Annotated in this window: 21 protein-coding genes; 8 read left to right on the forward strand and 13 right to left on the reverse strand. The window is 53.3% G+C overall.

What is annotated here, in order from left to right; genetic code table 11:
- Positions 1 to 11: 11 nt before the first annotated feature.
- The 4 genes from OGW13_RS14740 to aspA all read right to left on the reverse strand — a co-directional run bounded on the left by OGW13_RS14740 (position 12) and on the right by aspA (position 5,016).
- Positions 12 to 1,721: a protein-disulfide reductase DsbD gene (locus tag OGW13_RS14740; RefSeq protein WP_109739546.1), complete on the reverse strand. Its 1,710-nt coding sequence runs from the start codon at positions 1,719 to 1,721 to the stop codon at positions 12 to 14.
- Positions 1,697 to 2,044, reverse strand: a complete 348-nt coding sequence (cutA, locus tag OGW13_RS14745; protein WP_044257253.1) for a divalent cation tolerance protein CutA — start codon at positions 2,042 to 2,044, stop codon at positions 1,697 to 1,699. The genes OGW13_RS14740 and cutA overlap by 25 nt, the downstream gene beginning before the upstream one ends.
- 119 nt (positions 2,045 to 2,163) lie before the next feature.
- Positions 2,164 to 3,465 (reverse strand): anaerobic C4-dicarboxylate transporter DcuA, encoded by a 1,302-nt coding sequence (gene dcuA / locus OGW13_RS14750; protein ID WP_042999157.1) that lies wholly within the window; start codon positions 3,463 to 3,465, stop codon positions 2,164 to 2,166.
- A gap of 114 nt (positions 3,466 to 3,579) precedes the next feature.
- Positions 3,580 to 5,016 (reverse strand): aspartate ammonia-lyase, encoded by a 1,437-nt coding sequence (aspA, locus tag OGW13_RS14755; protein WP_042999158.1) that lies wholly within the window; start codon positions 5,014 to 5,016, stop codon positions 3,580 to 3,582.
- A 340-nt stretch (positions 5,017 to 5,356) separates the two neighbouring features.
- Between aspA and OGW13_RS14760 the strand changes: the two genes are divergently transcribed.
- Positions 5,357 to 5,833, forward strand: coding sequence for an FxsA family protein (locus OGW13_RS14760; protein WP_042999159.1), 477 nt, complete (start codon positions 5,357 to 5,359; stop codon positions 5,831 to 5,833).
- 53 nt (positions 5,834 to 5,886) lie between these two features.
- Here the strand turns inward: OGW13_RS14760 and yjeH are convergent, their stop codons facing one another.
- The gene (gene yjeH, locus OGW13_RS14765) at positions 5,887 to 7,137 is read right to left on the reverse strand and encodes an L-methionine/branched-chain amino acid transporter (protein WP_109739545.1); all 1,251 of its coding nucleotides are present in this window, start codon (positions 7,135 to 7,137) and stop codon (positions 5,887 to 5,889) included.
- A 272-nt stretch (positions 7,138 to 7,409) separates the two neighbouring features.
- On the opposite strand from yjeH, the gene OGW13_RS14770 reads away from it, so the two are divergent.
- The 3 genes from OGW13_RS14770 to OGW13_RS14780 all read left to right on the forward strand — a co-directional run bounded on the left by OGW13_RS14770 (position 7,410) and on the right by OGW13_RS14780 (position 9,905).
- Entirely contained in the window at positions 7,410 to 7,703 is a 294-nt protein-coding gene (locus tag OGW13_RS14770; protein ID WP_000027827.1) for a co-chaperone GroES, read from the forward strand.
- Between the two features lie 43 nt (positions 7,704 to 7,746).
- The gene (gene groL, locus OGW13_RS14775; RefSeq protein WP_003025464.1) at positions 7,747 to 9,393 is read left to right on the forward strand and encodes a chaperonin GroEL; all 1,647 of its coding nucleotides are present in this window, start codon (positions 7,747 to 7,749) and stop codon (positions 9,391 to 9,393) included.
- A gap of 158 nt (positions 9,394 to 9,551) precedes the next feature.
- Positions 9,552 to 9,905: a DUF4156 domain-containing protein gene (locus tag OGW13_RS14780; RefSeq protein WP_042999161.1), complete on the forward strand. Its 354-nt coding sequence runs from the start codon at positions 9,552 to 9,554 to the stop codon at positions 9,903 to 9,905.
- A gap of 166 nt (positions 9,906 to 10,071) precedes the next feature.
- On the opposite strand, the gene yjeJ is transcribed toward OGW13_RS14780, so the two are convergent.
- Both yjeJ and epmB read right to left on the reverse strand, forming a co-directional pair.
- Positions 10,072 to 10,938: a YjeJ family protein gene (gene yjeJ / locus OGW13_RS14785; protein ID WP_287116245.1), complete on the reverse strand. Its 867-nt coding sequence runs from the start codon at positions 10,936 to 10,938 to the stop codon at positions 10,072 to 10,074.
- Between the two features lie 161 nt (positions 10,939 to 11,099).
- A complete protein-coding gene (epmB, locus tag OGW13_RS14790) occupies positions 11,100 to 12,128 on the reverse strand; it encodes an EF-P beta-lysylation protein EpmB (protein WP_287116246.1) in 1,029 nt (342 codons plus the stop codon).
- 41 nt (positions 12,129 to 12,169) lie between these two features.
- Here epmB and efp point away from each other — a divergent pair, with 41 nt between their 5' ends.
- The 3 genes from efp to ecnB all read left to right on the forward strand — a co-directional run bounded on the left by efp (position 12,170) and on the right by ecnB (position 13,189).
- Positions 12,170 to 12,736, forward strand: a complete 567-nt coding sequence (gene efp / locus OGW13_RS14795; RefSeq protein ID WP_042999164.1) for an elongation factor P — start codon at positions 12,170 to 12,172, stop codon at positions 12,734 to 12,736.
- Positions 12,737 to 12,799: 63 nt separating this feature from the next.
- Positions 12,800 to 12,934 (forward strand): entericidin A/B family lipoprotein, encoded by a 135-nt coding sequence (locus OGW13_RS14800; RefSeq protein WP_287116247.1) that lies wholly within the window; start codon positions 12,800 to 12,802, stop codon positions 12,932 to 12,934.
- A 108-nt stretch (positions 12,935 to 13,042) separates the two neighbouring features.
- The gene (ecnB, locus tag OGW13_RS14805) at positions 13,043 to 13,189 is read left to right on the forward strand and encodes a lipoprotein toxin entericidin B (RefSeq protein WP_042999166.1); all 147 of its coding nucleotides are present in this window, start codon (positions 13,043 to 13,045) and stop codon (positions 13,187 to 13,189) included.
- A gap of 33 nt (positions 13,190 to 13,222) precedes the next feature.
- Here the strand turns inward: ecnB and OGW13_RS14810 are convergent, their stop codons facing one another.
- Positions 13,223 to 13,813, reverse strand: coding sequence for a LuxR C-terminal-related transcriptional regulator (locus tag OGW13_RS14810; protein ID WP_287116248.1), 591 nt, complete (start codon positions 13,811 to 13,813; stop codon positions 13,223 to 13,225).
- 256 nt (positions 13,814 to 14,069) lie between these two features.
- Between OGW13_RS14810 and sugE the strand changes: the two genes are divergently transcribed.
- The gene (sugE, locus tag OGW13_RS14815; RefSeq protein WP_042321373.1) at positions 14,070 to 14,387 is read left to right on the forward strand and encodes a quaternary ammonium compound efflux SMR transporter SugE; all 318 of its coding nucleotides are present in this window, start codon (positions 14,070 to 14,072) and stop codon (positions 14,385 to 14,387) included.
- Here the strand turns inward: sugE and OGW13_RS14820 are convergent.
- The 5 genes from OGW13_RS14820 to frdA form a co-directional block, all read right to left on the reverse strand.
- Positions 14,384 to 14,917 (reverse strand): lipocalin family protein, encoded by a 534-nt coding sequence (locus OGW13_RS14820; protein WP_042999168.1) that lies wholly within the window; start codon positions 14,915 to 14,917, stop codon positions 14,384 to 14,386. The two genes, sugE and OGW13_RS14820, sit on opposite strands and share 4 nt — an antisense overlap.
- 107 nt (positions 14,918 to 15,024) lie before the next feature.
- Positions 15,025 to 15,384 (reverse strand): fumarate reductase subunit FrdD, encoded by a 360-nt coding sequence (gene frdD / locus OGW13_RS14825; RefSeq protein ID WP_042999169.1) that lies wholly within the window; start codon positions 15,382 to 15,384, stop codon positions 15,025 to 15,027.
- A 10-nt stretch (positions 15,385 to 15,394) separates the two neighbouring features.
- A complete protein-coding gene (gene frdC, locus OGW13_RS14830) occupies positions 15,395 to 15,790 on the reverse strand; it encodes a fumarate reductase subunit FrdC (protein WP_042321376.1) in 396 nt (131 codons plus the stop codon).
- 10 nt (positions 15,791 to 15,800) lie between these two features.
- Positions 15,801 to 16,535 carry a fumarate reductase iron-sulfur protein gene (gene frdB / locus OGW13_RS14835; RefSeq protein ID WP_042999170.1) on the reverse strand — a complete coding sequence of 245 codons (735 nt, stop codon included), beginning with the start codon at positions 16,533 to 16,535 and terminating at the stop codon, positions 15,801 to 15,803.
- Complete coding sequence (frdA, locus tag OGW13_RS14840; protein WP_042999171.1) at positions 16,528 to 18,318, reverse strand: fumarate reductase (quinol) flavoprotein subunit; 1,791 nt, start codon at positions 18,316 to 18,318, stop codon at positions 16,528 to 16,530. The genes frdB and frdA overlap by 8 nt, the downstream gene beginning before the upstream one ends.
- Positions 18,319 to 18,353: the final 35 nt, after the last annotated feature.

The following is an 18,353-nucleotide window of genomic DNA, read 5'->3' on the forward strand; positions in this document are numbered from 1 at the left end:
GAAAGTGTCGCTCACGGTTGGCGATCGCGCAAATGCGCACTAAATGTCGCCGCATCCATAAAGCCCGTCACCCGTGCCTGCGGGTGTTCCTGACCTTGCGTATCAAAGAACAGGATGGTTGGCAGTCCTAATACCTGCAAATGCTTCAACAGCGCCACATCCTGTGCGTTATTGGCGGTGACGTTAGCCTGTAACAGTACCGTATCGCCCAGCGCCTGTTTTACCTGTGGATGGCTGAAGGTGTACTTTTCAAACTCTTTACAGGCGACGCACCAGTCGGCGTACAGGTCCAGCATCACCGGTTTGCCTTTCGCCTCGGCCAACGCCTGATTAAGCTCCTCAACGCTTGCCACCGGTTTGAAGTCCAGATGCGCCTGTGTCTGGGTCACCGTCGTGCCAAACGCCCAGTCCTGGAGCGGACGCACGCTGACCAGCGCCGCCGCCAGCAGGATTATCTGCACGATGCGCATCCAGCTACGCGTTGCTTGCAGGCTGGTAATAAACGCCCAGCCAAAGAAGGCCACGCCCAGCAGCGACCACAGGCGTAAGCCCCACGTATCGCCGATGATGCGCTCCAGCAAAAAGACCGGCAGCGCGAGAATAACAAAGCCAAACGCCGTTTTGACCTGCGCCATCCACGGGCCGCTTTTCGGCAGCAGACGGTTACCAAAGACGGTGACCAGCATCAGCGGCAGCCCCATCCCTAGTGCATAGAGATACAGCGTACCGCCGCCGAGCCACAGATTCCCGCTCTGAGCGATATACAACAAAATGGCGCTCAGCGGTGCGGTGGTACACGGCGAACAAATCAGCCCGGCAATCGCGCCCATCACAAACACGCCACCCGCAGAACCGCCTTGCTGACGGTTACTCATCAGCGTGAGGCGCGTTTGCAGCGACGATGGCAGTTGCAGGGTGAACAGGCCGAACATCGACAGGGCGAGCAGGGTAAAGACCACTGCCAGGCCGATTAAGACATACGGATGCTGAAGAGCCGCCTGGAACTGCAATCCGGCGGCGGCCACCACCAGCCCCAGCGCGGTATAGGTCAGCGCCATCCCCTGTACGTAGATGAATGTCAGCAGCAGTGCGCGTCCGGTGGAAAGACGCTGTTTACCGCCCAGTACGATGCCGGAAATCAGTGGATACATCGGCAGTACGCAGGGGGTAAAAGCGATGCCAATACCGATCAGCAGCGCCCACAGGGCGGAGAAGGGGAGCTGGGCTGGCGCTTGCTCCGGCTGCGGCGGTTGCTGTATTGCTGCTGGCGCCACTGGTTTCTGCTTCGCGCTGGCGGTCACTTCACTTAGCGGCACGGTTTTGCTTTCCGGCGGATAACAGAAACCCGCATCGGCACAGCCCTGATACGTGACCGTTAGCGTGGCGCCAGACTGCGCCTGGTTGACGGTAACCGGAATGGTGAGCGTATTGCGATAGATTTCGCTTTTCCCGTAGAATTCATCTTCATGCCAGACGCCCGCTGGCAGCGTCACTTCCGCGATTTCCGCCCGTGCAGGGGTAATACTGATCTGCTTGCGATACAGGTAATACCCGTCTTTCACCTGCCAGGTGAGATTAAGATCGTGTTGGTTTTGCTGAAAGTCAAAGGCAAAGGCCTGGTCAGCAGGGACAAAATTCGAGCGACCCGGCGCGTCGAAAAGTCCGGCAAAAGTCGATGTGCTGCAAAAAAGCAGGATCAGCGTAAGGATGCGTTGAGCCATGAGAGGTAATCACTGTCTCCGTGGGTAACGGGTAAAACCAGAAGCTCGGGCGTTTGATACGGGTGATGAGACTTCAGGCAATCGAGTAAGGCGTCCTGGTGTGCCACCGAGGTTTTTAAGATCATCTGGACTTCGTATTCCTGCTCCAGTTTTCCTTCCCAGTAATACAGCGAGGTGGCACCGGGAATAATCGTGGCGCAGGCCGCCAGTTTTTCTGCCAGCACTTTGGCCGCCAGATCCTGGGCGGTGGCTTCATCCGGCGCGGTACAGAGTACAACAACGGCATCGGAGAGGGCGATATCCTGACGACTCACATCATGCATAAACACCTCGAATGAACAGAATGACCGGCAAAAGAGTGGTCACTATACAACGGACGAGGGAAGGATGTTAGACAAAGGGGAGGGAAATGCGGGGCGTGAACACGCCCCGCAGGTAACACTTACAGCATGAAACTGCCCAGCAGGAAGCCGAAGCAAACCGCCAGTAACACACCCAGCGTACCAGGGATGAAGAACGGGTGGTTAAAGACAAATTTACCGATACGCGTTGTCCCGGTGTCATCCATCTGTACCGCCGCAACCAGCGTTGGGTAAGTAGGCAGAATGAACAGACCAGAAACCGCAGCGAAAGACGCAACGGCAGTCAGCGGAGAAACGTTCAGCGCCAGCGCCATCGGCATCAGTGCTTTAGCGGTTGCTGCCTGAGAGTACAGCAGTGCAGAAGCAAAGAAGAAGATGACAGCCAGCAGCCACGGATGGCCCTGAATTACTTCACCTGCAGTGTCTTTGATCCAGTCAATGTTGTGAGACACGAACGTGTCACCCAGCCATGCAACGCCCAGAATACAAATACAGGCGCTCATACCGGCTTTGAAGGTGCTGGAGTTGAGGATGGCGTCGGTTTCCACTTTGCACATGATCGTGGTCAGCGTCGCGACGCTCAGCATGATGATCAGGATAGCGTTGGTGGTGTTCATCAGCGGTTTCTCAACCAGACCGAGGCTCGGGCTGTTGATGATCGCATAAACCACTACGCACACTACGCCCAGCAGGAACAGCCAGACGGAGTTCTTCGCCATAGGTTTGATTTCGATCTGCTTCTCACCGCGCAGCTCAATCAAACCCTCTTCCAGACGTTTACGGTATACCGGATCGTCAGAGAGCCTGGAGTTGAACAGCATGGTCACGAGGAAGGACATTACCAGCACCGCCAGCAGCGTGGACGGAATGACCACAGACAGCAGGTGGATGTAGCTAATGCCATGGCCTTCCATGACCGAAGACATGTAGACGACCGCAGCAGAGATAGGCGATGCAGTGATCGCTATCTGAGCGGAAACCACCGCGGTGGAGAGCGGACGGCAAGGCTTGATGCCCTGTTCCTTCGCCACTTCAGCGATAACCGGCAGCGTTGCCAGGGAGATGTTCCCGGTGCCTGCAAAAATAGTCAGGAAATAGGTCACGATTGGTGCAAGGATCGTGATGTATTTCGGATTCCGACGCAGCAGTTTTTCTGTCTGGTTAACCAGATAGTCCAGACCGCCCGCAACCTGCATCGCGGAGATAGCAGCGATAACCGCCATGATGATGGAAATCACATCGAACGGAATGTTACCCGGTTTCACGCCGATAGCGGCAAGAACCAGAACACCCAGTCCACCTGCAAATCCAATCCCGATGCCCCCAAGTCTGGCGCCCAAAAAGATTGCCAGCAAAACAATGATAAGTTCGACAACTATCATATTAGCCTTCCTTGTTGTTTAACAAGTTGATATTAAATTGTTGTTATTTAGTAACTTCTTATAAGAAAAAAGGCACGTCATCTGACGTGCCCTCCATGGTACTACCCTGTACGATTACTGTTCGTTTTCATCAGTATAGCGTTTTGCTTTATAAGCCGGGTGCATCAGGTTCTGTGCGGAGAAAATATCGTCCAGCTCAGCTTCAGTCAACAGACCGCGCTCCAGCACCACTTCACGTACGCTCTTACCGGTTTCGGCACAAATCTTACCGACGATGTCGCCGTTGTGGTGGCCGATGAACGGGTTGAGGTAGGTGACGATGCCGATAGAGTTGTAGACATACCCTTCGCACACTTCTTTGTTAGCGGTAATACCGTTAACACATTTCTCCAGCAGGTTGTAGCAGGCGTTGCTCAGGATGTGAATCGATTCAAACATCGCCTGACCAATCACTGGCTCCATCACGTTCAGCTGCAGCTGACCGGCTTCAGACGCCATGGTGACGGTGATGTCGTTACCGATGACTTTGAAGCACACCTGGTTGACGACTTCCGGTACAACCGGGTTCACTTTCGCTGGCATGATAGAAGAGCCCGCCTGCAGTTCCGGCAGGTTGATCTCATTCAGGCCGGCACGTGGGCCAGAGGAGAGCAAGCGCAGGTCGTTACAGATTTTGGACATCTTCACCGCCAGGCGTTTCAGCGCGCCGTGTACCATCACGTAAGCGCCGCAGTCAGAGGTCGCTTCGATCAGGTCTTCAGCAGGAACGCAGGCAAAGCCAGTGACTTCCGCCAGTTTCTGTACTGCCAGCGGAGAGTACTCTTTCGGGGTATTCAGACCGGTACCGATAGCCGTTGCGCCGAGGTTAACCTCCAGCAGCAGTTCAGCGGTACGCTCGATGTTTTTCACTTCTTCTTTCAGCAGTACGCTGAAAGCACGGAATTCCTGACCCAGGGTCATCGGAACTGCATCCTGCAACTGGGTACGACCCATTTTCAGGATGTCCTGGAATTCGACAGCTTTACGCTCAAAGCCTTCACGCAGTTGGTTGATAGCATCGACCAGTTTTACGATAGAAGCGTAAACGGCGATGCGGAAACCGGTTGGGTAGGCGTCGTTAGTAGACTGACATTTGTTCACGTGGTCGTTCGGGTTCAGGTACTGATATTCACCTTTCTGGTGACCCATCAGCTCCAGCCCGATATTGGCCAGCACTTCGTTGGTATTCATGTTGACGGAGGTGCCTGCACCGCCCTGGTAAACGTCTACCGGGAACTGGTCCATGCATTTGCCGTTATTCAGGACTTCATCACATGCAGCAATGATGGCGTTCGCTACACTTTTAGGGATGGTCTGCAACTCTTTGTTTGCCAGAGCAGCGGCCTTCTTAACCATTACCATGCCGCGCACAAATTCAGGGATGTCACTGATTTTGTTGTTGCTGATGTAGAAGTTTTCAATCGCTCTCAGAGTGTGAACACCATAGTAGGCTTCGGCTGGAACTTCCCTGGTACCCAACAGATCTTCTTCGATACGAATGTTGTTTAACATGTGAACCTTCTTTATTTAAAGCTGCCAATGAATGCACTAAACACACAGAATATATGTGGTTTCGATTGTTTCTTGACCGACGATTATCCCCTACATCGGTCTGGTCAACGAGATCATATTCTGCTTCAGAAATTGTGCCGTAATCTGGATCACTTTAAGTGTGGTAAATTACTCCTTAATTATTATTTTGTGAAATAGGTCACCGCTTTAGGATTATCTCTAAAAATAAGTGTACAAATAGCTTGAAATTTTGCGAACTACCCCTACATCCGACTAATGCGAATCGCAACTATTTTCGGGCCGACGTGGGCATCACGGCGGTCGTTTGAGGAGAATCCTTTTGCGCTGGATACCGTTACTTGCAGTCTTTCTCTATGTTTATATTGAGATTTCTATCTTTATTCAGGTTGCCCATGTGATGGGTGTACTGATGACGCTCATACTGGTGATTTTCACCTCGGTCATCGGGATGTCGCTGGTACGCAACCAGGGATTTAAGAACTTTTTGCTGATGCAGCAGAAAATGGCGGCAGGAGAGAGCCCGGCTGAAGAGATGATCAAGAGTGTTTCGCTGATCATCGCGGGTCTGTTGCTGTTGTTGCCAGGCTTTTTCACCGACTTCCTCGGTCTTCTTCTTTTATTACCACCGGTGCAGAAGCATCTGACGATGAAGCTGCTGCCGCATTTGCGTTTTTCCCGGATGCCGGGTGGCGGCTTTAGCGCCGGAACCGGCGGTGGCGACACCTTTGACGGTGAGTTCCAGCGCAAAGATGAAGAACGTGACCGTATCGAACACAAAGACGATCGTCGCGACTGATTCCCGTAGGCCCGGTAAGCGTAAGCGCCACCGGGCATTTTCGTAGAACCGGCCTATAAGTGATGTTCAACCTTTTTTCGTTGTGGCAAAAACAGCCACAGTATCGCCAACATAATCAGCGCATACAGACTCTTCCAGCCGACCATTGCCAGTAACAGAAGGCATAGTAATCCGCCCACCATCGCCAGCGCGCGATACCGCCCTTTCAACAGGCGACACCCTGCCAGCATGCACAACAGATAGATCATGATAAAGATGCCGTTGGCATAGACGATGAGCGCATCGAGATTGATCTCTAACGCATAAATGCACAGCGTACTGACCACGCAGCAGCTCAGCACGGCATTGAGCGCGTTGCGTGGAATATGACGAGAGGAGAGACGGGCCAGATAATGGTCCGGTTTGTATTGCGCCTGTGACCACACCAGACGGGCAAAACTCTGAATATAAATATTGAGGCTGGCAAAGCAGGCCAGATAACCGATCACACAGGCTACCCACAGCGCCTGAACGCCAAACAATTGCACGACAATTTCCGGTAATGAGGCCGCCGCTGCCATCGTTTCGCCATAGGCATCAAAGTGCAGAACCACAACGGTGCAGGCCCAATAGACCGAACCGGCCAGCAGCAGACCCATCATCAGTGCGCGAGGGAAATCCCGTTCGGGGTCTTTGAATTCTGAGGCCAGATGGGCGAACGCTTCCAGACCGACGAAGCACCAGAACATCACCGACAGCGCGGAGAATAACCCCGACATTTCAATATCGGCTGGCGCAGGGAAAGGGATTTCTGCTGGTGTGAGATCGCCAGCCCACCAGATAGCGACAATCAGCGCCACGATCAGACCGGCAATCACCGTTTGCAGGTTTGCGCTGGAGCTCGCGCCGCGTGAACCGATAAACCACACCAGCGCCAGGGTACCCAGTTCGGCCAGCAATAGTTGCCAGCCGTGCCAGCCAAACATCGCCTGACCAAACCCGGCGGCAATGTGCAGCGCAGCAGGAAGACCCACGGGAATGACGGACAAAAACAGCCAGCCGGTGACCCGTTCAAGATGTGGGCCAAACGCCATGCCGACGAAATGTGCGACGCCGCCTGCGCTGGGGTAATGTCGGCCTAGCAGGGCAAACACAATCGCAACGGGAAACACCAGCACAATCAAAACTGGCCAGGCCCACAGGCTGTTGTTGCCTGCTACCAGTGCCGCCAGGGCCGGGACGGCAAACACGCCTGTTCCCAATAATGATGTCGACAACAGGCCAATACCCTGAGCCAATCCAAGCTCTTGTTTCAGTCCACTCATGAGTTGTTATCCGTTTGCGCCTGAATGCCAGGCCACTGCGCAGGTTTTCGATGTTATCACAATCAGATTTGCTTATGACGCCAGCGATTAAATAGGCGAGAAATGTGAGGTAAGTAGGGTTTTTACAGGATTTTTTGCTGATCAGAATTTTTTTTCACATTGCCCCTTGAAGGGGCAAAAACCCATCCCCATCTCTCTGGTCACTAGCCGGGAACCTTAGCGGGCCGGCGTCACCCATAACTGATAATGACTTTCTCAAAGGAGAGCTATCAATGAGTATTCGTCCGTTACATGATCGCGTGATCGTTAAACGTAAAGAAGTTGAGTCCAAATCTGCTGGCGGCATCGTTCTGACCGGTTCTGCAGCGGGTAAATCAACTCGTGGCGAAATCATCGCTGTCGGTAAGGGTCGCATCCTGGATAACGGTACCGTGCAACCGCTGGACGTGAAAGTCGGCGACATCGTGATTTTCAACGATGGTTACGGTGTGAAATCTGAGAAGATCGACAATGAAGAAGTGTTGATCATGTCTGAAAGCGACATCCTGGCAATTGTTGAAGCGTAATCCGCGAACGACACTGAACATACGAATTTAAGGGAAAGAGAAAATGGCAGCTAAAGACGTAAAATTCGGTAACGACGCTCGTGTGAAAATGCTGCGCGGCGTAAACGTACTGGCAGACGCAGTGAAAGTCACCCTCGGTCCGAAAGGCCGTAACGTCGTTCTGGACAAATCCTTCGGCGCACCGACCATCACTAAAGATGGTGTTTCCGTAGCACGTGAAATCGAACTGGAAGACAAGTTCGAAAACATGGGCGCGCAGATGGTGAAAGAAGTCGCCTCTAAAGCGAATGACGCAGCAGGCGACGGTACCACCACTGCGACCGTACTGGCTCAGTCCATCATCACCGAAGGGCTGAAAGCCGTTGCTGCGGGTATGAACCCGATGGACCTGAAGCGTGGTATCGACAAAGCGGTTGCGGCTGCGGTTGAAGAACTGAAAGCGCTGTCCGTACCGTGCTCCGACTCTAAAGCCATTGCTCAGGTGGGTACCATCTCTGCTAACTCCGACGAAACCGTAGGTAAACTGATCGCAGAAGCGATGGACAAAGTCGGTAAAGAAGGCGTGATTACCGTGGAAGACGGTACCGGTCTGCAGGACGAACTGGACGTCGTTGAAGGTATGCAGTTCGACCGTGGCTACCTGTCACCGTACTTCATCAACAAGCCGGAAACTGGTGCAGTAGAACTGGAAAGCCCGTTCATCCTGCTGGCTGACAAGAAAATCTCCAACATCCGCGAAATGCTGCCGGTTCTGGAAGCCGTTGCGAAAGCAGGCAAACCGCTGCTGATCATCGCTGAAGATGTGGAAGGCGAAGCGCTGGCAACGCTGGTGGTTAACACCATGCGCGGCATCGTGAAAGTGGCTGCGGTTAAAGCTCCTGGTTTCGGCGATCGTCGTAAAGCGATGCTGCAGGATATCGCGACTCTGACTGGCGGTACCGTGATCTCTGAAGAGATCGGTATGGAGCTGGAAAAAGCAACGCTGGAAGACCTGGGTCAGGCAAAACGCGTTGTGATCAACAAAGACACCACCACCATCATCGATGGCGTGGGTGACGAAGCGGCAATCCAGGGTCGTGTGACTCAGATTCGTCAGCAGATCGAAGAAGCCACCTCCGACTACGACCGCGAAAAACTGCAGGAGCGCGTAGCGAAACTGGCAGGCGGCGTGGCAGTCATCAAAGTTGGTGCTGCGACTGAAGTTGAAATGAAAGAGAAAAAAGCCCGCGTTGAAGATGCCCTGCACGCGACCCGTGCTGCGGTAGAAGAAGGCGTGGTTGCCGGTGGTGGCGTGGCGCTGATTCGCGTAGCCTCCAAAATCGCTGGCCTGAAAGGTCAGAACGAAGATCAGAACGTCGGTATCAAAGTTGCGCTGCGCGCAATGGAATCTCCGCTGCGTCAGATCGTTCTGAACTGCGGCGAAGAACCGTCTGTTGTCGCTAACACCGTGAAAGCGGGCGATGGCAACTACGGTTACAACGCAGCGACCGAAGAATACGGCAACATGATCGATATGGGTATCCTGGATCCAACCAAAGTCACCCGTTCTGCTCTGCAGTACGCGGCTTCTGTGGCTGGCCTGATGATTACCACAGAGTGCATGGTAACCGACCTGCCGAAAGGCGACGCGCCTGACTTAGGTGCTGCTGGTGGTATGGGCGGCATGGGTGGTATGGGCGGCATGATGTAATCGCCTACACCCTGCATCCTTCAGGCTGCAGGGTGTTAATCTCCCGGAAATGAGAAACCCTCGGGCAGAAATGTTCGGGGGTTTTTCTTTTGGTCATCTTTTTAGTATAAGATTCAGTGACGGACAAAACGTCCAGCTCATTGATTATGGGGAATAACATGCACGTGAAATATTTAGCAGGGATCGTCGGTGCCGCGCTACTGATGGCGGGTTGTAGCTCCAGCAACGAACTGAGTTCCGCAGGGCAAAGTGTTCGCTTTGTGGAAGAGAAGCCAGGCGCTGAATGTCAGTTGATTGGCACGGCCACCGGGAAGCAAAGCAACTGGCTTTCAGGTCAGCACGGTGAAGAAGGCGGTTCTATGCGTGGTGCGGCAAATGACCTGCGCAACCAGGCAGCAGCGATGGGCGGCAACGTGATTTATGGCGTCAGCAGCCCGAGCCAGGGCATGTTATCCAGCTTTGTCCCGACGGCCAGTGAGATGATTGGCCAGGTTTATAAGTGCCCTAATTGATTACACTTCATCCTTCAACCAGCCTCTTTGTTGGCTGCGCTGTGAAACCCCAGTCACATAGTTATCTATGCTCCTGGGGATTTCTTCGCTTGCCGCCGCGATTCTGATTGAATGATTTTGTGTAATGACTCGAAGTTATGTCGTAGGCCTGATAAGCGCAGCGCCATCAGGCGTGCTGTGTTGCGGCGTTAACGGACTGAACCCGTAAATGATGTAGCGCGCGCAGGCATTGCTCCTGGGTCAGCGTCTGCGCTTTATCCGCCGTCAGCGTTCTGACAAAAACCTGACACGATTTACCTGCCAGCTTTTTCAGCCTCGGGCTAAAGTCGAGTACACGACGGGAAATGGCTTCCGCCTCTTTACTACCCGATGGAACGCGGGTTTTCACGACAGCGCCGCAGAACCGTTCCTTTCCTGTTTCATCCGTAAAACGATAAAGTACCGCAAGATAATGCGTGAAAAGCGCGTGTTTCCACTCTGACTGCGTGTAGGCGTCGTATTCCAGTCGCTCATGGTCCAGACAGTCCGCATCGTACAGCGGCAAAAAATCCAGCAACGAGGAGATCCTCAGTGCCAGTTCCCGCATACCCGCGTTCTCTATCGCCCGAATAATGGCATACACCAAAGTATCAATCTGCAATTCGTTCACCCGCAGGTCGCAGGTTGTGCCATCGTGAAGCGTGAAGGTCAGTGTGATGTTGTCACCACTCGCGTCAGTTAAGGCGACAGCGGTGACACGGCGATGAATATCCGCATGTCGAAGTTCGTTTTCCACCATCGCGGGAATGTTTTCCTGCATTTTCTTGCTGATAGCATCGCGCGTTTTTTCGTAGTGCTGACGTTCGGCAGCGTTCAGTTGCTGTTTCTGGTACAGACGACTTTCCACGGCAATCAGCAGATCGCGTAATTCCAGCGCAGGTAGAAAAAACAGCGATTCCTTGTTCCTTAGCTCTTTAATTTTCAGCGCCAGCGCGATGAATTCGTTCGCTTTACGAATAACACCCGTATTCACTCCTTTGATACTGATAGCCATAACGGTTCTCCCTCACCAATAATAAATTCAGCGATTAGTTGCGACTTATACATATGATTTTTAAATATATAGTTCGCAAGGTGTCGCTAAAATAGCATACAGAATGGGGGAATCCGGGGTTTTGGTGACAGGTGTCCGGATACGGACACCTGATTGCGAGGTTATTGTTGACGCAGTTGTAAATCCAGTGGCGTTTTACTCGGTTCGCCGCCAATTTCCCGCGCCAGTTTGGGCACCATATAACCCGAGACCAGGGTGAGCAGTTCACGCACAATCTGGCGCGCGTCATCATCCGTCACCATGAAATGCGCCGCCCCTTGCACTTTATCCAGCACGTGCAGGTAATAGGGCATGACGCCCGCATCAAACAGCGCATTACTGAGGTTCGCCAGCGTCTGCGCGTTATCATTGACGCTACGCAACAGGACGCTCTGATTGAGCAGCGTAACGCCTGCGATGCGTAGTTTCGCCATTGCTTGTCGAAACGCGTCATCCACCTCGTTAGCGTGGTTAATGTGATTCACCAGCAGGATCTGCAGCGAAGAACGGGTGAAGCGGGCAACCAGCCCCTCCGTAATCCTCGCAGGGATGACGATGGGCAGGCGACTGTGAATACGCAGACGTTTGATATGGGGAATGGCTTCCAGTTGTGTGAGCAGCCAGTCCAGCTCATGATCTTTGGCCATCAGCGGATCGCCGCCGGAGAAAATGATCTCATCCAGCTCGGTGTGCGCGCTAATGTAGTCCAGCGCCGTCTGCCAGTTTCGCTTATTTCCCTGATTTTCGGCGTACGGAAAGTGGCGACGGAAGCAATAGCGACAATTTACCGCACAGCCGCCTTTCACCAGCAGCAGCGCCCGGTTACGGTATTTATGCAGCAGTCCCGGTACGACGCTATGCTGTTCTTCCAGCGGATCGGTGGAGAAACCCGGCGCGGTAATAAACTCATCTTCGGAGGTAAGTACCTGACGTAAAAGCGGATCGTCAGGATTGCCTTTTTCCATACGTGCGATAAATGCACGCGGCACGCGCAGGGCGAACAGCCGTTTGGCGTCGCGTCCAGCCAACAGTTTTTCATCTGCGTCTATATTCAAAAGACGCAGGAGTTCATCGGGATTGGTCACAACATCGGCAAGTTGCGATAACCAATCTTCTCTGGATGGGGTATTTAGGGTTACAATATGCGCCATTTTGTGGCTTAGCTACCAGTTAACAATTTTCAGAGGGCCTTATGGCAACGTACTATAGCAACGATTTTCGTGCTGGTCTTAAAATCATGTTGGACGGCGAACCTTATGCGGTTGAAGCCAGCGAATTCGTTAAACCAGGTAAAGGTCAGGCTTTTGCGCGCGTGAAACTGCGTCGTCTGCTGACCGGTACTCGCGTTGAGAAAACCTTCAAGTCGACTGACTCTGCTGAAGGCGCTGACGTTGTAGATATGAACCTGACTTACCTGTACAACGACGGCGAGTTCTGGCACTTCATGAACAACGAAACCTTCGAGCAGCTTTCCGCAGATGCTAAAGCGATTGGCGATAGCGGAAAATGGTTGCTGGATCAGGCTGAGTGCATCGTGACCCTGTGGAACGGTCAGCCTATCTCCGTGACGCCGCCGAACTTTGTTGAACTGGAAATCGTTGATACCGATCCGGGTCTGAAAGGCGATACCGCTGGTACAGGTGGCAAGCCGGCAACGCTGTCTACTGGCGCCGTAGTTAAAGTGCCTCTGTTCGTTCAGATTGGCGAAGTGATTAAAGTGGATACGCGTTCAGGCGAATACGTTTCCCGCGTTAAATAATCCGCGCGTTTAGCTCATTATGGTGCAGCAGCTTTGCTGCGCCATTGTTTATCCAAGGCAGGAATGATGAAACGTCTTCTCGGTCTTGTAACACTGATTCTTCTCACCACCTCGTTGCTGGCGGGCTGCAATACCGCGCGCGGCTTTGGTGAGGATATTAAGCACCTCGGCAATTCCATTTCTCACGCGGCCGGTTAATTTTCTTCTCATCGTCCTAAAAAGCGTCTATCTCCCGGCATTGTTCGGGATCTTGTCTATGATTAAGTGGCACTACACAAATAACATTGGCTAGAAAAGGAAGACGTTATGGTTAAAAAGACAATTGCAGCGATCTTTTCTGTGTTAGTACTTTCCTCCGTGTTGACTGCGTGTAACACCACACGTGGTGTGGGCGAAGACATCTCCGACGGCGGCAACGCTATTTCAGGCGCAGCAACCAAAGCTCAGCAGTAACGGTGAAAACGGTACGGCAGTGTTGTCGTGCCGTTAATTTTTCAGCTCGGCTGGCGCAAGAAACGGCGAAAAGCGATTATCCATGTGTAACTTCATGCGGATATTGCGTTTGTAGGTGTACACCGTTTTGCCATGAATACTGAGCGCACAGGCAATCGCGTTGTTACTCGCCCCCTCCATCCACATCGTCAGTACTTTCTCTTCCTGAGGTGTAAGCAGCGTCGAGGTATTGCCGGGCGCTTCCGATACCGAGCCGCTCAGCAGGGCGTTGTGGATATTTTCAGCCAGTATCGCCAAAGAGACCTGCTTGGTTAATGACGCACAGACAGGATAGCGCTGCGTCTCTACCATCACTCCTCCTGACTCCAGTAATATCAACGGACTGCTGCCACAGGCGAGTAAAAATGGGGCAATGGACTCGGCCGACAGGGTGTCGTTGAGAAAACCGTATAAGTCCGCAATAACCAGGTGAGGTTTCCACTGCTGGATGTGCTCTTTAACCAGTAAGAGATTATTGAGCCCAGAGACCAGAAACGACGTATTAAAGAGTTCGGAATGATTAAGCCATGCGTCGATCCCTGTGCGGGTGAAGTGGCAACGGTCAATCACTAATATTTTCAACATAGCGTTTTCGCATTCAGAAGTAAGGCAAATGGCTTCCTGACTTCAGAAAGCGTCCCATCATAGAGAAGTCGGATGAGTGCTGAATGCGCAAAATACGCAGCGAAATGCGCCTAATTCAAGCTTTTAGGTGCGGAAAGATAAAAATGTTGAAATTCACCGCCGCTCGGGCAAGAATGTTTTTTCCACCTTCAGCTTTGCAGGACGACCTGCGAACGCTTCTTTCATCGGGGACGGCCCCATTTCTCTGGAGCCTGATATGTCCTGGATAATCTTATTAATCGCCGGTCTGCTTGAAGTCGTTTGGGCGGTGGGGCTGAAATATACCCACGGTTTTAGTCGCCTGACACCGAGTATCATCACTATTGCCGCGATGATCGTCAGTATGGCGCTCCTTGCGTGGGCGATGAAAACGCTACCCGTGGGTACCGCGTATGCCGTGTGGACAGGGATTGGCGCCGTCGGTGCCGCCATCACCGGTATTCTGCTGCTGGGCGAATCGGCCAATCCCATGCGTCTGGCAAGTCTGGCGTTAATCGTTGTCGGTATTATTGGTCTGAAATTAAGCACCCACTAATCGCCGGGCTGCTTCACCCAGATAAGTTTATTGACATCAAACCCTTCCCGGGTCGCGACGGCCAGCATCTGCTGCTTCATTTCGTCAGAAATGGTTGGCGTGCGGGCGAGTATCCACAAGTAGTCGCGATCCGGGCCGCAGACCAGCGCGTGTCGGTACTCTCTGTCGAGCGCGATAACGTTATACCCGCCGTAGAAAGGCCCAAAGAACGAAACCTTCAGCGCTGCGCGGCTTGGGTCACCGGTAAAATAGGCTTTTCCTTCACTTTGCTGCCATCTGTTCCTGTCCGGATTCCAGCCTTTATTGATGACAGTAAGGCCACCGTCATCGCGCTGGCTATAAGTCGCCGTGACCTTCTCCAGTCCGCGTTCAAAGCGATGATCAAAGCGGGCAATTTCGTACCAGGTTCCGAGGTAGCGTTTGGCATCGAAGTTATTCACCACGGTAACGCCCTGTGGCGGGGTTGGGGTACTACAGGAGACCACAAGAAACGCAGCGGTTACAGCGGCAACGATGGGGAGCAGGCGCATAGTTTTATCCTTAGGGTGTTTTTTCCTAAGTGTAGAACCTGGCGGGGGAAATAATGGCGGGAATGATAAAAACGCCCTCTTATCAGCAGACAAGAGGGCGGATGACGTTAGACGGACAGAATGCCAATCGCCGTAACGACGGTCAGGATGGCTGCCAGACCGTAGAACACCCATTTGCCAGCCGGCACATGGATTTTCAGGTCATGCATCGCGTGGTGCATACGGTGTAAGCCACACCACAGCGGCAGGACAATCATCAGGAACAGGAAAGCACGGCCGATAAAGCTCTGAGCAAACGCCAGAACACGCTCATAGCTCAGGGCATCGCCCGGGAACAGACCCAGCGGCAGCAGAATCCCCACCAGCAGAACCATCACTGGCGCGATAATCGCACCCCACATACCGCCTGCGCCAAACAGACCCCAGAATACGGGTTCGTCAGAACGTTTTGGATTTGGATTAATCATCCCGGACTCCTTACCAGAACAGGGCAACAAACAGTATGACTACGGTCGCCACCACAGTAACCGCCCAGAGACCTTTGATGATCGGCTCTGGCCCCATTTTTTCGTCTTTTACGATGATGTTGGCGGCTTTCGGCGCCAGCTCAAACCAGGTTTTGGTGTGCAGCAGTGCTGCCGCCAGGGCGATCACGTTGAGGATCACCACCACCGGGTTTTGCAGAAAACCGACGAAGCCCGCCCAGGATTCGACACCATGCTTCAGTGCGAACAGGCCAAAAATCAGCTCAATGCTGAACCAGACTGCCGGAACGGCTGTGCCTTCGCGCAGCATGTAAAAGCGATAAAACGGCAATTTTTTCCACCAGGTGGACGTCATCGGCCGCACATAGGGTTTGCGTTTAGTCGTCATGTTGCACTCCTTAGCGTGGTTTCAGGGTAGCGATAAGAAAGTCTTTCGAGCTTTCTACTTTACCCTGCTGAATGGCAGCCGCCGGATCGACGTGCTTCGGACAAACTTCGGAGCAGTAGCCCACGAAAGTACAGGTCCATACGCCGTTCGGGCTGTTCAACTGTGCCATACGCTCCTTCTTACCGTGGTCGCGGCTATCTTCGTTGTAACGATGCGCCAGGGTAATTGCAGCCGGTCCGATGAACTCAGGGTTCAGGCCGAACTGCGGACATGCGGCATAGCACAGACCACAGTTGATGCAACCAGAGAACTGGTGATACTTCGCCATCTGCGCCGGGCTCTGGATATTTGGTCCCTGATCCGGCGTACGCGGGTTACCGATGATGTACGGCTTAATTGCTTCCAGACTTTCGATAAAGTGCGTCATATCGACGACCAGATCGCGCTCAATCGGGAAGTTACCCAGCGCTTCCACCTTAATACCGTTGGTGTAATCACGCAGGAAGGTTTTGCATGCCAGTTTCGGCACATTGTTGACCATCATGCCGCAGGAGCCGCAGATCGCCATACGGCAGGACCAGCGATAGCTCAGGTCTGGTGCCAGGTTATCTTTGATGTAGCCCAGCGCGTCCAGCAGTGACGTGGTTTCATCATAAGGCACTTCATAGAAAGCACTGTGCGGCGCGGTGTCGGTCTCAGGGTTATAGCGCACCACCTCAACTTTCAGGTTTTTCATCTCAGCCATTAGCCTTCTCCTTCTTATCGGCTGCTTCCGCTTCGCCACCGTAAACACGTTTTGCCGGCGGCAGCGTGGTGATTTTCACGTCGCTATAGTCGAGGCGAGTCGTGCCATCAGCATCGCGGAAGGCGAGAGTATGTTTGAGGAAGTTGACGTCGTCACGTTCGGTGCAACCTTCGTCCAGACGTTGGTGTGCGCCGCGTGATTCCTTACGCGCCAGCGCGGAATGCGCCATACACTCAGCGACGTTCAGGCCGTGACCCAGCTCGATGGTGTACAGCAGATCGGTATTGAATACGCTGGAGGTGTCGGTGATGCGAACGCGCTTGAAGCGCTCCTGCAGTTCGGCCAGCTTATCCACGGTTTTCTGCATGAGTTCCGGTGTACGGTAAATACCGCAACCTTCTTCCATCGAAAGCCCCATTTCGTCGCGGATCTTCGACCAGTTCTCGTTACCTTCCTGGTTGACCAGGTCTTTCAGACGTTGTTCAACGCCAGCAACCTGTGCGTCAAGGGCGGCGTCGTTAGCAGTGCCCGCCGTTGCTGCACGCTCCATCGCCTGCTCGCCTGCCAGACGACCAAAGACCACCAGCTCAGCCAGAGAGTTAGAGCCCAGACGGTTCGCGCCGTGCAGACCCACAGAAGAACATTCGCCGACGGCAAACAGACCTTTGATGCGGGTTTCGCAGTTCTGATCGGTTTCGATACCGCCCATGGTGTAGTGCGCGGTCGGACGCACCGGAATCGGTTCTTTCACTGGATCGACGCCCACATAAGCTTTCGCCAGTTCACAGATGAACGGCAGACGTTCCAGCAGTTTCTTCTCGCCCAGATGACGCAGGTCGAGATGTACAACATCGCCACGCGGCGTGGAGATGGTGTTGCCTTTACGCCATTCGTGCCAGAAAGCCTGAGAAACTTTGTCGCGCGGACCGAGTTCCATATATTTGTTTTTCGGCTCGCCCAGCGGAGTTTCCGGACCCATGCCGTAATCCTGCAGATAACGGTAGCCGTTTTTGTTGACCAGAATACCGCCTTCACCACGACAGCCTTCCGTCATCAGAATACCGGAGCCCGGCAGACCGGTCGGGTGATACTGAACAAATTCCATGTCACGCAGTGGAACGCCGTGGCTCAGCGCCATGCCCATGCCGTCACCGGTCACGATGCCGCCGTTGGTGTTATAGCGATACACACGGCCTGCGCCGCCTGTCGCCATTACTACCGCGTTAGCACGAATCTGTACCAGCGTGCCTTCCATCATGTTCATCGCCACCAGGCCGCGAGCATGACCATCATCGACCAGGATATCCAGGACGAAGTGTTCGTCAAAGCGTTGGATCTGCGGGAACTGCAGAGAAGTCTGGAACAGGGTATGCAGCATATGGAAGCCGGTTTTATCCGCAGCAAACCAGGTACGCTCAATTTTCATCCCGCCAAAGCGACGAACGTTGACGCTGCCGTCTTCGCGACGACTCCACGGGCAGCCCCATTGTTCCAGTTGGGTCATTTCGGTAGGACAGTGGTGGACAAAATAATCCACGACATCCTGTTCACACAGCCAGTCTCCGCCCGCTACCGTATCGTGAAAATGGTAGTCGAAGCTGTCATGATCCTGGGCGACAGCAGCTGAGCCCCCTTCAGCAGCCACGGTGTGACTGCGCATTGGGTACACTTTTGAAATCAGTGCGATTTTTGCATTAGGATTTGCCTGCGCTGCGGCAATTGCAGCGCGTAATCCCGCGCCACCGGCGCCTATAATGGCAAGATCGGCTTGAAAGGTTTGCACGACATTCCTCCAGATTATTGTAATTTCGCCACCAC

The organism is Citrobacter sp. Ca225, from assembly GCF_030337175.1.
Lineage (GTDB): Bacteria > Pseudomonadota > Gammaproteobacteria > Enterobacterales > Enterobacteriaceae > Citrobacter_A > Citrobacter_A amalonaticus.